Origin of the sequence: Nitrosopumilus sp. b3, from assembly GCF_014078525.1 — an archaeon.
In the GTDB taxonomy this organism is placed as follows: Archaea; Thermoproteota; Nitrososphaeria; order Nitrososphaerales; family Nitrosopumilaceae; genus Nitrosopumilus.
Genome location: NZ_MU078695.1, coordinates 125,443 through 139,441, shown reverse-complemented (window position 1 = coordinate 139,441; position 13,999 = coordinate 125,443). Strand labels below are relative to the sequence as shown.

General features: G+C 33.7%; 13 protein-coding genes. 4 read left to right on the top strand and 9 right to left on the bottom strand.

The genetic code is table 11. The features are described 5' to 3' along the window. Positions 1-268: 268 nt before the first annotated feature. The 8 genes from C6990_RS05980 to C6990_RS05950 all read right to left on the bottom strand — a co-directional run bounded on the left by C6990_RS05980 (position 269) and on the right by C6990_RS05950 (position 10,173). Positions 269-2,689 carry an AAA family ATPase gene (locus tag C6990_RS05980; protein WP_182129427.1) on the bottom strand — a complete coding sequence of 807 codons (2,421 nt, stop codon included), beginning with the start codon at positions 2,687-2,689 and terminating at the stop codon, positions 269-271. Beyond that, complete coding sequence (locus tag C6990_RS05975; RefSeq protein WP_182129425.1) at positions 2,679-3,935, bottom strand: metallophosphoesterase family protein; 1,257 nt, start codon at positions 3,933-3,935, stop codon at positions 2,679-2,681. Before C6990_RS05975 ends, C6990_RS05980 begins: the two co-directional genes overlap by 11 nt. A gap of 1 nt (position 3,936) precedes the next feature. Further along, positions 3,937-5,514 (bottom strand): ATP-binding protein, encoded by a 1,578-nt coding sequence (locus C6990_RS05970; RefSeq protein ID WP_182129423.1) that lies wholly within the window; start codon positions 5,512-5,514, stop codon positions 3,937-3,939. Beyond that, a complete protein-coding gene (locus C6990_RS05965) occupies positions 5,514-6,611 on the bottom strand; it encodes a DNA double-strand break repair nuclease NurA (protein WP_182129421.1) in 1,098 nt (365 codons plus the stop codon). The genes C6990_RS05970 and C6990_RS05965 overlap by 1 nt, the downstream gene beginning before the upstream one ends. A gap of 169 nt (positions 6,612-6,780) precedes the next feature. Then, positions 6,781-7,293, bottom strand: coding sequence for a hypothetical protein (locus tag C6990_RS11025; protein ID WP_255465270.1), 513 nt, complete (start codon positions 7,291-7,293; stop codon positions 6,781-6,783). A gap of 123 nt (positions 7,294-7,416) precedes the next feature. Beyond that, the gene (locus tag C6990_RS11020) at positions 7,417-8,556 is read right to left on the bottom strand and encodes a hypothetical protein (protein ID WP_255465269.1); all 1,140 of its coding nucleotides are present in this window, start codon (positions 8,554-8,556) and stop codon (positions 7,417-7,419) included. Further along, on the bottom strand, positions 8,553-8,996 hold the full coding sequence (locus C6990_RS05955) for a helix-turn-helix domain-containing protein (RefSeq protein WP_182129419.1): 444 nt from the start codon (positions 8,994-8,996) through the stop codon (positions 8,553-8,555). The genes C6990_RS11020 and C6990_RS05955 overlap by 4 nt, the downstream gene beginning before the upstream one ends. A gap of 202 nt (positions 8,997-9,198) precedes the next feature. After that, the gene (locus tag C6990_RS05950) at positions 9,199-10,173 is read right to left on the bottom strand and encodes a hypothetical protein (protein WP_182129417.1); all 975 of its coding nucleotides are present in this window, start codon (positions 10,171-10,173) and stop codon (positions 9,199-9,201) included. 122 nt (positions 10,174-10,295) lie between these two features. Between C6990_RS05950 and C6990_RS05945 the strand changes: the two genes are divergently transcribed. The 4 genes from C6990_RS05945 (at position 10,296) to C6990_RS05930 (ending at position 13,176) form a co-directional block, all read left to right on the top strand. After that, positions 10,296-10,877, top strand: coding sequence for a PEFG-CTERM sorting domain-containing protein (locus C6990_RS05945; RefSeq protein ID WP_255465268.1), 582 nt, complete (start codon positions 10,296-10,298; stop codon positions 10,875-10,877). A gap of 23 nt (positions 10,878-10,900) precedes the next feature. Beyond that, positions 10,901-11,719 carry an aspartate dehydrogenase gene (locus C6990_RS05940; RefSeq protein ID WP_182129415.1) on the top strand — a complete coding sequence of 273 codons (819 nt, stop codon included), beginning with the start codon at positions 10,901-10,903 and terminating at the stop codon, positions 11,717-11,719. A gap of 93 nt (positions 11,720-11,812) precedes the next feature. Continuing rightward, complete coding sequence (gene nadA, locus C6990_RS05935; RefSeq protein ID WP_182129413.1) at positions 11,813-12,769, top strand: quinolinate synthase NadA; 957 nt, start codon at positions 11,813-11,815, stop codon at positions 12,767-12,769. A gap of 5 nt (positions 12,770-12,774) precedes the next feature. Then, on the top strand, positions 12,775-13,176 hold the full coding sequence (locus tag C6990_RS05930; RefSeq protein WP_182129411.1) for a tetratricopeptide repeat protein: 402 nt from the start codon (positions 12,775-12,777) through the stop codon (positions 13,174-13,176). On the opposite strand, the gene nadC is transcribed toward C6990_RS05930, so the two are convergent. Further along, positions 13,173-13,991 carry a carboxylating nicotinate-nucleotide diphosphorylase gene (gene nadC, locus C6990_RS05925; protein WP_220463376.1) on the bottom strand — a complete coding sequence of 273 codons (819 nt, stop codon included), beginning with the start codon at positions 13,989-13,991 and terminating at the stop codon, positions 13,173-13,175. The genes C6990_RS05930 and nadC overlap by 4 nt on opposite strands. Positions 13,992-13,999: the final 8 nt, after the last annotated feature.

Genomic DNA, 13,999 nt, shown 5'->3' with positions numbered 1-13,999 from the left:
TTGCTTGTTTTTGCATATTTTAGGTTTGAATTTGATATTATTATGAAACATGACAATAGTATGCATACTTTGAATACTATTTAATTTTCTATTTTTGGAAATTTATCTGGAATAGACTCGGAATTTTACATATTAAAAAAATACCCCTGTATCTGATTTAATATCCACTTGAAATGATCAGTAGGAACAAAATTCATGTTTATAGATATTTGAAAATGATAAATTTCCAATTCGTTAAATTGTAAACACTGTTTTAAATAATCAATTATTAATTAATTCTTAAAATTTTTGATAACCCATTTTCTTTTGAAATTTGAAAAATATTATCTACATAAGTTTCAAGCTCTTTTTCATGAGAGACAAGTACGATTTGTTCTGATTTTAATTCATCAAGTAACTCTCTAATTTTTCCCAATTGATTCTTAGAGAATCCATCGGTAGGTTCATCTAAAATTAATAAATTAGACTTCATTGATTCTGTCTCTTTTCTCATTAGAGAGTTTAATGTTAATCTATATGCTAATGCAATACTTGTTTTTTCACCTCCTGACAAAAATCCAATCTCTTGATCATATCCGTCTTGATTCACAATTGGTGTAAAGTTCTCATCAATTCTGGATTCTTTGGTTGGATCTTCAATTAGAATAGAATACCATCTGGTATATGTCTCATTGAAATTCTGCAATATTGACAATAATACTTGTTTTTCAATCTGTGATATGGTTGGAATAAAAAATGATTCTAACCATTCCTGGAACTGAGTAAATTTCTTGTATTTTTCCTCCCATTGTTTTGATTCAGAAATTTTTTGTTCATTTTGAGAAATTTTGACTTGTTCATTGTTTAATTTTTCTTGAGATGCAGCAATAATTCCTGATGCTTGAGCAATTTTTTTCCTGATTTCACCTAGTTCATCTTCTTTAGATTGTACTTTTTCTTCCAATCTTCCAAATTTGGCTAACTGTTTTTCAATTTCTTTTAATTTTGATTCATTTTCTTTAATACCTGATAACAACGTATTTGCACTTGACTGATCTGATTCTATTTTTTCTTGAATCTTCTGTCTTCTTTGTGCTATCTGTTGTAACTGCTCTTGTGCATTTCTATACTCTGAAACTCTGTCTTTTAGTTCAGATAGAAACTCTATGGGATTCTCGCCATACTCTTTAGTGTCTGGGGGTGTAATTTCTTGCAAATCAGCCTCAATTTCTTTTAATTTTGAGGATTTTTCAATAAATTCTTCTATTCCTGGAATGATTTTTTCTATCTTTGAGATTTCTTCTTCATAGGAATCTATCTTTGATTCAATCTCTTTTGATTTTGAACTTGATTCAAAAAATGAATCTGTAACTGTTTTTATTTCCTTTTCAAGACTGTTAACTAGCTTTTGTTTTTCATCAACTAGGGCATGATGATGCTCTTTAGTAATTTCTTGTTTGCATGTAGGACATGCATTTCCAAGTTTAGAAAATTCTAAAATATCTTGTTCTAATGATTTTTTCTGCGTATTTTTTTGGATTTGCTCTTCTTTGATTTTATCTTGTTGTTGCTTTATCTCATCAGAGAATTTCTCCAAACCTTTTTTCTCTTCTTCTAAATCTTGCAGAGATTTCTCTAAAACTGACTTGTCTGAATTTACCTTCTCACCTAAACTCTCTTTTAGTTCTACAAGATCATCTGTAATTGTTTCTTTTTCTGTCTCTAGTCTTATTTTCTTGTCATTAATCTCCTGAAGTTTTTTTATTTCAGATATAATATCTGGTATGCTTTTCTCTGTTTGAGGTTTTTCTACACTCATCAATTTTTCAAATCTTTCATTATTCTCTTTTAATTCTGATTCAATTTCTGCAAACTCTTGCTCTATCTTTTCAACATTTTGTTTTGCAGATTCTATCTTATCTGTAATGTTTTCTTTTTTTGATTCTAGTTTTATTTTTTCATTGTTTTTTGCCTGCAACTCTTTGAGTTCATTGGTTTTTTGTACTTCGTTATTCTCTAAACTACTAAGTTGTTCTTTGGTTTTAGAAATTACTTTCTCTGTCTCTGTTATCCCTTTATTTGATTCTGTAATCTCTGACTCTAATTCTGAAATATTACTGAATCTTTCTTGAAACACTCTTGCTTTTGCTTTGATCTCAGTAAGTACTTCACGTGCATTAGAGTGTGCAATACTGTAATCTTCAATCCCAAAGGCTTTACGAATAGTCTCTAGTCTCTTTGCAGAGTCAAAAAGCACCTCTTTCATGGCTTCCTGAGGCGTAAATATAGCATATCTGAATATTTTACTCTCAGCTTTAGGATCTGCTGGCTCGTTGAATTTTAATATCTGTAACACTCGTTGTTTTAGTTCAGATGGTGATAATGGTTCTTTCTCGCCATCAATCTTTATCCAGGAATTTTTAGGATCTTGATTGACTCCTGATTTTTTTCTCAGCAACGTTCTTTTAATTTCATATTTTTCACCGTCTACTGAAAAATCCAAAATAACACTTCCATTTTCAGACTTTTTTGCAAGTAAACTCTCAGCTTTTTGAGAACCCAAACCGAACAGTGCAAACTCTATTGCCATGAGTACAGTTGATTTTCCAGAACCAATATCTCCTTCAAACAAAGATATCCCTCGAGGAAACTCTACCTCTTCGTGCTCATAACTTCTAATGTTATCAATAATGATGCTATTAAGAATCATCTTTGTCTAATCCTAAAATTGCTAAAGCATTATCACGAACTCTTGGAGTGTACTCGTTTCTCTTCTCATTAACTAGTACTGGTTGTCCTAACTCTCGCAACAACTTTTTTGCAAGTTTGACTCCTTCATCTCCTAACAATTCTGGATGATCAAATCGTAACTGTCCAATGTTTTCTGAAAACACATTTGTTTCAATCTCTTCTTTGTTTGCCCCCTTTGCCTCTGTAATTGAATACTCTTTTGAAGTCAATCCGTTCTTTGAAACATTGATGAACATCGCATTGCGAGAGTTTAACTCTTCTCTAATCCCAGAAATATCTACATCTGCAGTCTTGCCTGATGTTAGTTCTCCTTTGACTTTAATTATTATCACTTTATTTGCAGGATCAATGTCTTTACTTTTTTCAACTAGTTCTTGATTAATAGAATCCGATTTTCTGTTATCTGCATTAACTTCAATTATTTCATATGATGTGTTTGGAATCTCTACAAATTCCACTGACTTTACCACATCATCAAACTCTACTAGAACAAATCCGCGTTTTTGCCCATTTGCATTATCTTCCAAATCTGCATGATATCCTGCAAATGGAGTTCCAGGATACACTACATTAGGATGTGAATCAAATGACTGATGATTGAATTTGTGCATGTGTCCTCCTGCGTAGTATGCGAATCCTTTAGGTAGCAAAGAAAGTGGCATATGGTCCCCATCCATGCCTGAATCAGCCTTCATTTCTGAGACTCCTCCATGAAATAGGAATATCTTAAATCCTGGCTCTGCCTCTAAAGAATTCCTATCTAGTTTCTCATACCATTCTCTGTCCTTTCCAACTTTGAGTCCGGACAATCCTGCAATTTTTGCACCTGTTTTCTCATCTACTAGGAAATCCAAAGATATCGTATCATCCTCATTACTTGTTGCACGAGTTACTTTGGTGATGTACCCAACTTCTGCTAGCAGATCAATTACAGAGTTTGAAACTGGAGAAAAGTCATGACTACCATAAACCACATAGATTGGAATTCCTGCATCATGGACCTGACGAAACTTTGCAAATGCAAACTTTTGAACTCGCATCTCCGGAATATTTACGTGAAACAAATCCCCTGGAATTAAAACAAAATCTACTTTGCGAGAAATACACTCATCCATCGATTTCTCAAATACTTGTTGCTCTATTCTCTGCAATGATTCGTGCTTTTGAAAACCTAGATGGATATCAGATAAATGCGCAAATAACAAACTAGAACACCTTTGTCTTACCAGGTTGCGGTGACGATCCTTTACTTTTTACAATATCTTCAAACAAAGGAACTTTGATTGGCATTGCAAATGGAACGAAGATACTAGAAATAATTGCCTCGCCTTTATCCAAACTTGCAATATTTTTGTCATCTTCCGACAAGTCTTGAGAAGCTGATGCAATAATTGCCTCTCTTTCTTGCTTCATCTCGTTTCCTAAAATAATTTTGGTATTCATGTTTGCAAGAATTGTTTTTGGAATCACACTGCTCAACTGAGTAATTGCAGTCAAACCCACTTTGAATTTACGTCCTTCTTTAGCTATGGTGGCATAGATGTTATCATTTCGAGATTTTAGAACATCCTCTCCAATTACACGTGGTGCTTCTTCAATAACTATGGTGGCAACTGGTTTTCTATCAAGCTCACCGGTTGCTTTAGCGTCTTTGTATTTTTGTAATAATTTTGAAGCAATAATATTTCCAACAATCAACTCTGCCTCATCACCTAATCGAGATGTATCTAAAACAACGACCTTACCCTGCTCTATATCTCGAACTATGTCATCAACGGTATTCAGACCTCTAGTTGTACTATCAAATACCTCATGTCTTGATACAATTACCTGCTCTTCATCCACATCTAGGCTCAAAATTAGGCGTAATTTCCTTTGAACGACCATCAAAGTTGCCGCAGCAAATTCTGCACGTCCACCTGGCTCCATTCCTGCATCAACTGCACTGGTTTTCATCAAATCAGAAATCCATCCTCTAGGATTTTTTCTAAATGCCATTCGCATTGCAGCAAGTTGCGGGTCTGATAGTTCAATTATTCCCTCAAAGTGATCTGGTCTTATTGATTCAAGATTGATTGTTAGTCTGTTTGCGCCAACTGGTGGGTGAGATGGTGTATAATAAACAAGATTATCTTTTGCTTTACTATGATCTTTTAGTCCAGGTCCTGTACGTCCATAGTATTCATCGTGTGCATCTAAAACAAGTGCACCCACTTTATTTGCATCAAGCAAATGCCACAAAATAGTTTTCACCAAATTTGATTTTCCACGACCCGTAGTAGCTGGAATTAAAACATGATGTGAAAACACATCTTCAGCTGGCAGCCAAACTTCTGCCTCTTTTATTATCTTACTGCCACTTCGAATGTGTCCTACAAAGATAGACTCTTTCTCCTTTTGCAGGAATTTCAAATCATCCTTGTCAATTAATCGTAATTTGTTAAAAAATGATGGTAATGATTTTGGAATCTTTACATCATTATTTTCTCTATACACTCGAGCAAGAGGTTTGATTCTAGCTAGTACATAGTTTACAAATTCTGGTTCATAAAAGTTCACATCAACTATTCCTTGCTCTAAATTAACACCTGACATCATCTGCTGCATTTTATCTTGAATCTGACTACCATACTCTAATGCAAATACCTGTAAAATCAAAAACGAACCGTTCTCTTCGGAGACCATCAAATCTCCAATCTCTAGATTGGTTCCTGCTTTTTGACGAATTACAATGTCTCCAAAACTTCCGCCAACTACTTGACCTACAATTGAAATCTCATCCATCAACTAGTCACTCCATTCAGTGTATCATGAGCTGACAGACTAGCAGAATATTTTTGCAGCCTCTTCCAAATAGGGTCTCTGAGTTTCTCTGATAGAATAAACCCTTGATACATTCCCAACTCATCACGCCTAACTTGAGCAAATCTGTCTGCATCAATTGCCCCATATGGATAGCCAATCATGGCTACATCCTGGGAATTCTCAACCAAACTAGCAAGAACTGAGTTCAACTCATCAGGACTCATAGAAGAAAATTGTTCACGAAGAATCTCAAATCTAAATACGTATCTTGATTTTTCATGAAACTTTACTGCAAGCATAAACCCTCTATCATCCCCTGAAACCTCTTCTGCAACTTTGACATACCATTTTCCAAATGGAACGTCTTCAGCAATCTCTGCAACTCGTGCAAGTAACGGGTGACCCGACTCTGTAATTAATCTACTAGTCTTTGCCAAACCACACACAATTACTCCCTTACTTATTGCCAAATCATACAATCTATTTGCATATTTTAGTTCATTTTTAAAATTAGTCTGCAGAGACCCATCCATAACTATCATGTCTCCTTTCTCAAGTTCTGACTCTACAACATGAATTGCCAATTGCCATTCAGCAAATCGTCTTCCTAATGAATTCAATCTTGAGCCTTGCAAAACTGTAGTACTCTCTGTGTTTGAAGTCAGATCAGACTCTGCTGGGAGATATTTTTTATCCTCCGTAGTGTGAGGAAATAACTTTGTATCATAACTAACTATTTTTTTACCATTTTCGGTTTGAATATTTGACGTCACAGAAGAGAAGAACTGAACTCGTGGATTCTCTTTAGGTTTTATTCTATTTTTCCCCTGGAACAATGAAAAGTACACCCGATTAATTGTGATTAAAAAGTTTGGTGACTCTTCTAATGGACCATCACCCCCATCAACAAAGGCAATCTTACGTGGTGCATCTGTAGATTTTATTTCAACAAACTCTGAAGGTGCAATGAGAAACTGCTTTCCATTCCCATTGTTTAAAACAATATCTGAATGCTCTTTTTGTGAAAGATGAGCACCCAATTCTGCAATCATACTTTTTACTGGATCTTCATTCATGTGTAATTTCTCCCCTCTGAGTGGTATGATATTTTCCTAGAGTAATAATCTGACTGTTAGTTATCAGAGTTTTAGCTTGTTTCATGGAAAAATCTCTAATGGAACCCGTATTAAGAAATATGAGTATAGTATGCATACAATAGATACTTTATAGGCTCAACAATTTCTTTTATCCGCTCACCCAGTGCCATTTTGTTTGATCTTTCACCTTTAATGCTACTATTCCATAAATCAAAGACATTACAGAATCTGGTGGGTGGTTGTATTCTTTTCTTGGACGCTGACGAGGATCTGAAATAATTTTCTCCATATCTTGAATGTCTTTGCGAGTTATGTTATTAAGATCCGTTAAGAGAAAATCTATTTCATAATCGTACTTTGATGGGATGATTAACTTTGCCCTGCTTCTATTTTTATCCTTATGGTATGCTGGATGAAATACTATGTTCTCCATACTTTCAATCAAAAGTTCTATGCTTGATGTTTTATCTATCTGGATTCTACCAACTTGGTCTCCGTGCTCATCCGTTGTTTCATCAAAAATTTGAATGGGTTTTGTGTTATCTGAAATAGTACGACACCCAAAAAATTTATTATTTGTTACACCTTTGAATGCCTCTCCTGAGTCTACCGAAAATCCTCCCTCTTGTATTATTTTTACTTGATTTGCACTATAACCCAAATCACCAACTCCAATATCACAAGAAAATCTTTCAAATAAATCTGCAATATATTGTGCTTGTTTTAATTGATTCTCTGGATGCCTTTTCTCTATAAATGCAATCTGTATTCTATTTGATTTGTGTCATAAAATTATAATTGATATTGCTGTAAAACTGGAAGCGCCTGAACCAAAATCAACCCCCATTGCAATAGTTATCTCATCACCAAATGTTTCTTTCAGTTTTTTAACTTCATCTTCTTTTAACAGTTGTAAATATCTATAATACTCTGTACAATCATCTATCATCTTTTTTGTGATGGGTCTATGTGGACTTTTGTAAAACGTTCCAGTTACATGTGATCTAAATTCTGAATCTTTCAATGTCTCTTTTTGGTATTCAATTGAAAATCTAGGATGAATCTTGTATTTTTCAATTGCATCTTGTTTTGTCAATGGAATTGTGGGAAAAATTGATTGTGGTATGTGATACCCATGAAATGATTCTGCAGATTTATTTTGTGGAATCCATTTTCCCCTCAACAACTCTTCAAGATACTGATCTTTAATCAACCCTTTATGATCATACTGTAAATTTTCTCGCCATTCTGGATTGTCATAAAACCATTCCATTTGATTTGTCTCATTCCATAATTTTTCATAAGGACTTCCAGCTTCTCCTCCAATCCCAAAGACCTTCACTTTACCTTTTGTTGCCATCATTGTTTGATGCACTCTTCCAAAATATTCTACATCTTGGTATTGAGCTTCATCTAGAATGCATAATGAGGGTGATTTTCCCTCTAAATGCCGATATTGATAGTTGTCAGTTACTAGATAGATTGTACTGTTATTTTTTAGTGAAATCTCTCCTATGTTTCCAGGATTGCGTAAATATTTTGAAAGAATTGGATTTACTAAAAATGTCCCAATCTTTAATTTTTGTTTAGAAAATGCTGATAGACTTCCTTGGTCGTGAGTTACATAGCATACTTGAATTCCTGGATGCGAAGTTGCCTCACATGCGATAAAATCCGTACATGCAGTTGATTTGTATATTTGCCGCCCACCAATTATCATCTGATAATTGTGAGGATCGTTGTAAATTGGAATCCAAAATGGACATGTAAGAAATTCTCGCTCCTTATTTTCGACTTTTGGTCTTGCAACTTTGATCCAATCCATAATGTCTATTGGAAGTGGATTTAGTTTGTTAATTTTCTTCAAATACACTCTTGCTAATTTTTCATGTGATTTTTTCCATTGTACTAAATTATACGTCATGCTAACATCCCCTCATTATTAATCAAAATATCTGCAGTTGGTGCTCCTACAAGATTGATTTTTGCAGATATGGTTTTTGTTCTTTGATTCATAGTCTTTAGTTTCAATTTTGCTAATTTTTCATATTCTAAAATATTTCCATTTTGTAATGACTTTTCCATTAGAAATTCGATCCTGTCAATTTCTTTGGATAATGAAATAATGTCTTCCTCTAAAGATTGAATAGATCTTTCTTTTGTATTTTTAATGCGTGATAGAAAATCTTTTTCATCTATGCCTAATTTTTGAGCATCCCAATTTTTATAATGTTTGTAAATTGTTTTGGGGTTAACCCCTAATTCTTTTGCAGCAACAGTTGCCGAAATATCTTTTTCATAGTATTCCAAAATTCTCTGTTTGATCTTTTCTTCATCATTTTTGGTAGGTCTACCTCGTTTCATTTTGTTCCCAACTAAGATTGGTTTTTTGATTAATTAGTCTTGAAAATCTTTTTGAAAAATTAAATACATTTATTCAAGTTCTTTTTTGAAATTAAATTAAATTACTAGGTGTGATTTTTTTCAAATCCATTTTTTACCATTTAATTTGTGCCTGAAATTTTTAAATTAAATGGTATTTTTAAAATTTAATTAAAATTGATTTTTATCCAATTCTCCCTTTATAGATAATTTTTTCATCAGTTCCTGAAGGCGTACTTCTATCTATGTACCTGATTTCATATTTGTCCCCGATGTGAATTACTTTGCCGTCTAACTCTCTTGGGATCTTTATCTTTACTTCAAATGTGCTTGTATTGGGACCTGTCTCAATTAAAGAACTGGAATTTGCATCAAATCTTGGATTTGCTAGTGTCGTTCTAATTCCTCCTTCACCTCTGAATTCAAATGAACTTAATGGGATCTTGTCTTCATCTTTCGAGTCTCTATTTGCATCAGGTTCGTAAATTCTTAATGTGAACTCGTGTCCAATTCTAGAACCCCCTCCCAAAGTTTCAACTTTGGCAAATGTAGAAGTCAAAGGAAATGATTTTACAAGTATTCTTTTATCTCCAGCAACATCTGATTCATCTAGGTATTTTATGATAACCACATCATCTTGACTCAATGGCTTTCCATTGATTGTAGATGGTAATTCTAGTCTGATATAAAATTCACCAGTATTTGGCCCTGTCTCAATCATTTTTTGAGGACCGCTAATCTCAATTCCATTGATTGTAAATTCAAACAATCCTTGTGTGGAAATCTCTTCAACTGCATTATGTGCTACATTCAAGTCTTGATCTTTTATGTAGAAATTAACAATTGACATACTTGATGCAGGAATAGTTTCTATTTCTTTTTCTGAAGCTGAAACTGTTTTGAATTCTTTTTGTAAATCTGTGAATTTGATTGGAATGAATAGCATTCCTAGTTTTTGCATTTTCTCTGCAGTTTCAGGTCTTACACAGGCAGCAAAGCCATTTGTTCTGATTACTAATTCTAATTCTGTCTCACAAATAACATTCTGAGGCATGATTCCACGTTGCATCTGTTTTCTAGGCGAATCAATGTCTCCAAATACTGGTTGAAAAACTATGAGAAAAATACTACAAATTATTGCTATTTGGAAAACATTCAATAGACATTTTTGATTTTCTTTACATAAATAATTTAGTGATAAATTATAGTTTATTTCTAATAGAAAACCAAAATTGACAATTAACTATTTTGTTATATGTGGTGGAATCGTACTATTTCTACTTGATTCGATATGTTTTTGCTCTTCTTTTAGTTTTGATAATACCTACATCAAGCTACGCTTTTACTGAACACATATTCGCAACTGATGCGTATGCTCAATACCTTGACATCTCTCAAATAGAATCCGAAAAAGTTACTTTTGAATTTGATGAAAAATTATATGATATTTACTATGGATATCGGGGTAGTCTTGATTCAATGGGAACTGAACATCAATACCCAGTACTATCATCGATGAAAATAAACCAAGAAAGAAAATCAATAGAAATTGTCATGGAGGATGTTCCAGAAAAAACTGATTTTTGGGTAAGAACTCCTGAAGATGTCCTTTATGCTGAAGGTGAAAAATTCAAAGTACTAGTTGATGGAGTAGATACAGGATATGATTTGATGAAATACCCAAATGACTATGTTGTTGGTTTGGTAATTTCAGAAGGTACTGAAAATATTGAAATTATTGGAACTAGAGTTATCCCGGAATTTGAAGGATTGACAATTTTGATTCTTGGAGTTTCTATACTGGCAATAATCTACACAGCACAAAAGAATCCACTAGTAAAAGGTTGGACTAGAATTAATTAAGTGAGTCTTTCTAGTGTTATTACTTGAAACGAATAGGTTTGTTGGGATGTGGAGCAATAGGAACTCAAATTGCTCTTGCTATTGATTCAGGAAAAATCCCTGGGATTCTAACACATGTTTATGATGCATCAAAGGAAACTGCAATCGAACTTGTCTCAAAATTAAACTCAAAACCCGAAATAGTTGAAAACTCCCATCTCTTATCTTCTCATAGTATAAACATTGTAGTTGAAGCTGCATCTCAAGATGCCGTAAAAGATGTTGGCCTTAGTGTCTTGCAAAATAAACGTGATTTGATGATCATGAGTGTTGGTGCGTTACTAGATGAATCAATTTATGATATTTTGTCTGATGCCTGTGAGCATTTCAAAAAAACTATCTATCTGCCCTCTGGTGCAATTGCCGGTTTGGATGGTATTAAATCTGTTAAAGATGAGTTAGAGTCTGTATCACTCACAACAACAAAACACCCACGTTCTCTGAAAGGTGCAAAGTTTTTTGAAACTTCTCAAATCGATTTGAATGCTATTAGTGATTCTACTACAATCTTTGAAGGAACTGCAAAAGAAGCAGTTTCACTGTTTCCTGCAAACATCAATGTTGCAGCACTCCTTTCATTATCTGGAATCGGAAGTGAAAAAACAATTGTCAAAATCATTGCTGATCCAAATACTGATAAAAACACTCACCACATTGAGGCAGCAGGAAAATTTGGAAAGATGAACTTTACAATAGAAAATTTCCCAGATTCTAACAATCCTAAAACAAGCCGTTTAGCAATTTTATCTGCAATCGAAACTTTGCGAAAATACTGCTCTGATGATATTCAGATAGGTACCTGATCTGGCAATAATTGCCACATTAACCATATTTTTAGAGAATTCTGGACTACTTCCCATTCTTTAAATCCCTACAAACTCAAAATTTTGTAGCCTATGTTGGTTCAACAATCATCTCAGCTTAAAGAAGAGATTCTGAGACTCAAGAAAGAAAAAGATGTGGTAATTTTAGCACATAATTATCAAATTCCTGATGTGCAAGATGTTGCAGATTTTACTGGTGATTCTTTGGGACTTTCAAGGCAGGCCGCTACTGTAGACCAAAAGACGATTTTATTTTGCGGTGTAAATTTTATGGCAGAAACTGCTGCAATTATTAGTCCCGACAAAAAAGTACTTCTTCCTGATTTGGAAGCAGGATGCTCTCTATCTGATTCTATAACTGTTGATGAATTACGCAATTGGAAGAAACAACATCCTGGTGCAATTGCTGTAGGATATGTAAATACGACAGCAGAAATTAAAGCGGAACTAGATTATTGTTGTACTTCATCTAATGCGGTAAATGTTGTAAAAGCAATTCCTGAAGAAAAAGAAATATTATTTTTGCCCGATATGTTCCTTGGCTCTTATGTTGCAAAAATGACTGGGAGGAAAAATATGCATATCTGGGCAGGAGAATGCCATGTCCATGCTGGAATTACTCCTGAAGATGTAACTGAAAAATTAAACTCTATGAAAGATGCGGAATTTGTAATTCATCCTGAATGTAGCTGCACAACTCCTATGATGTATGATGTGGCTGATGGAAGCTATGATGACAAAAAAGTTTCAATTCTTTCTACCGAGGGAATGTTGAATCATGTTCATCAATCAAAAGCAAAAAACTTTGTTGTTGCAACAGAGACTGGAATCTTGTATAAAATGCGACAGCAAAATCCAGGAAAAACATTCATCCCCGCATCAGAGAAAGCTGAATGCCAATACATGAAGATGATTACTCTTGAAAAAGTGTATGATGCACTGATAAATGAAAAAAATGTTATCACTGTCCCAAAAGAAATTGCTGATAAGGCCCGTTTGGCAATAAATAGAATGCTTGAAATCAGTTAAACTACGTGACTGCTTTGGTTGGATTATTCAGTAGAACTCCAAAAGATCCCAACAAGAAAAAAAATATTGAAAAACTAAAAGAAATAAAAAAACTAGTTAAAGAAAAAAAATATGCTGCTGCTCTAAAATCTGGAAATGATTTTTTGCACAAAGTTCCACATCATCATGATATTTTGTTTACTATGGGTGGAATTTACTATTTACAAAACAAGTACAAAACTGCAATATCTTACTTTGATAAAGCATTAGAAATTGCTTCATATGATGTTGAAGTTTTGCTACTCAAAGCATATTCACATCAAAAATTGGGTGAAAACAAAAGGGCAATTCAATGCTGTGAAAAAATTCAAGAAATTGATCCAAAAAATAAATCTGTTCTAAAATTACTAGAAGAATTGAATTCTTAAATTTCTAAACTCATATCGATTCCTTTAACAGAATTTGTAATGCTCCCAACTGATATGATATCTACTCCTGTCTTACCAAAACTGGCAATGTTTTTGGAATTAATACCTCCTGATGCTTCAAGTTTTACTTTGGCTCTTAATTTCTCATTTCTGAGCACTTGGATTGTTTTCTTGATTTGTGCTGGTGTGAAATTATCTAGCATTATTATTGATGCACCTTCTTTTGCTGCAAGAACTGCGTCTGATGTTTTTTCAACCTCTACTTCGAATTTTTTGTGTCTTTTCTTTGCTTTTTTAATTAGAGATAGTATTGAGCCTTCAATTGCAATGTGATTATCCTTTATCATGACCATTTCGTCTAGTTTGAGTCTATGTTTTTTACCTCCGCCAATCTCTACTGCTTCTTTATCGAAATATCTTAACCCTGGGGCAGTCTTCCTGGTTGCATACAATTTTGTTTTTGTTGGGATTTTTTTTACAAGTTGATTAGTTTGCGTTGCAATTCCACTCATTCTAGTTAGTATGTTTAATGCAGTTCTCTCACATGTGAGAATTTTTCCTGCATCGCCTGAAATTGTCATTATAGTCTGATTAGGTTTGACTCTGGAACCATCTTTTCTAATAATTCTTGCATTACATCCTTTTAATTTAAAAATCTCTTTTGCATAATTTGCTCCTGCAACAATGGCATCTTCCCTTGAAATTATTTTAGCTGAAATTTTTTTCTTTGGCAAAAGGACACTAGTAATGTCTCCAGCACCTATATCTTCAGCAAGAAATTGTGATAATTGTTTTTTAGAATTAAATGACAACACTATTGTTA

Excerpts from the sequence above, each read along its gene's own strand:
- C6990_RS05965 (WP_182129421.1), bottom strand. The coding sequence starts at position 6,611 with ATGAATGAAGATCCAGTAAAAAGTATGATTGCAGAATTGGGTGCTCAT.
- C6990_RS05970 (WP_182129423.1), bottom strand. The coding sequence starts at position 5,514 with ATGGATGAGATTTCAATTGTAGGTCAAGTAGTTGGCGGAAGTTTTGGA.
- C6990_RS11020 (WP_255465269.1), bottom strand. The coding sequence starts at position 8,556 with ATGACGTATAATTTAGTACAATGGAAAAAATCACATGAAAAATTAGCA.
- C6990_RS05955 (WP_182129419.1), bottom strand. The coding sequence starts at position 8,996 with ATGAAACGAGGTAGACCTACCAAAAATGATGAAGAAAAGATCAAACAG.
- nadA (WP_182129413.1), top strand. The coding sequence starts at position 11,813 with ATGTTGGTTCAACAATCATCTCAGCTTAAAGAAGAGATTCTGAGACTC.
- C6990_RS05980 (WP_182129427.1), bottom strand. The coding sequence starts at position 2,689 with ATGATTCTTAATAGCATCATTATTGATAACATTAGAAGTTATGAGCAC.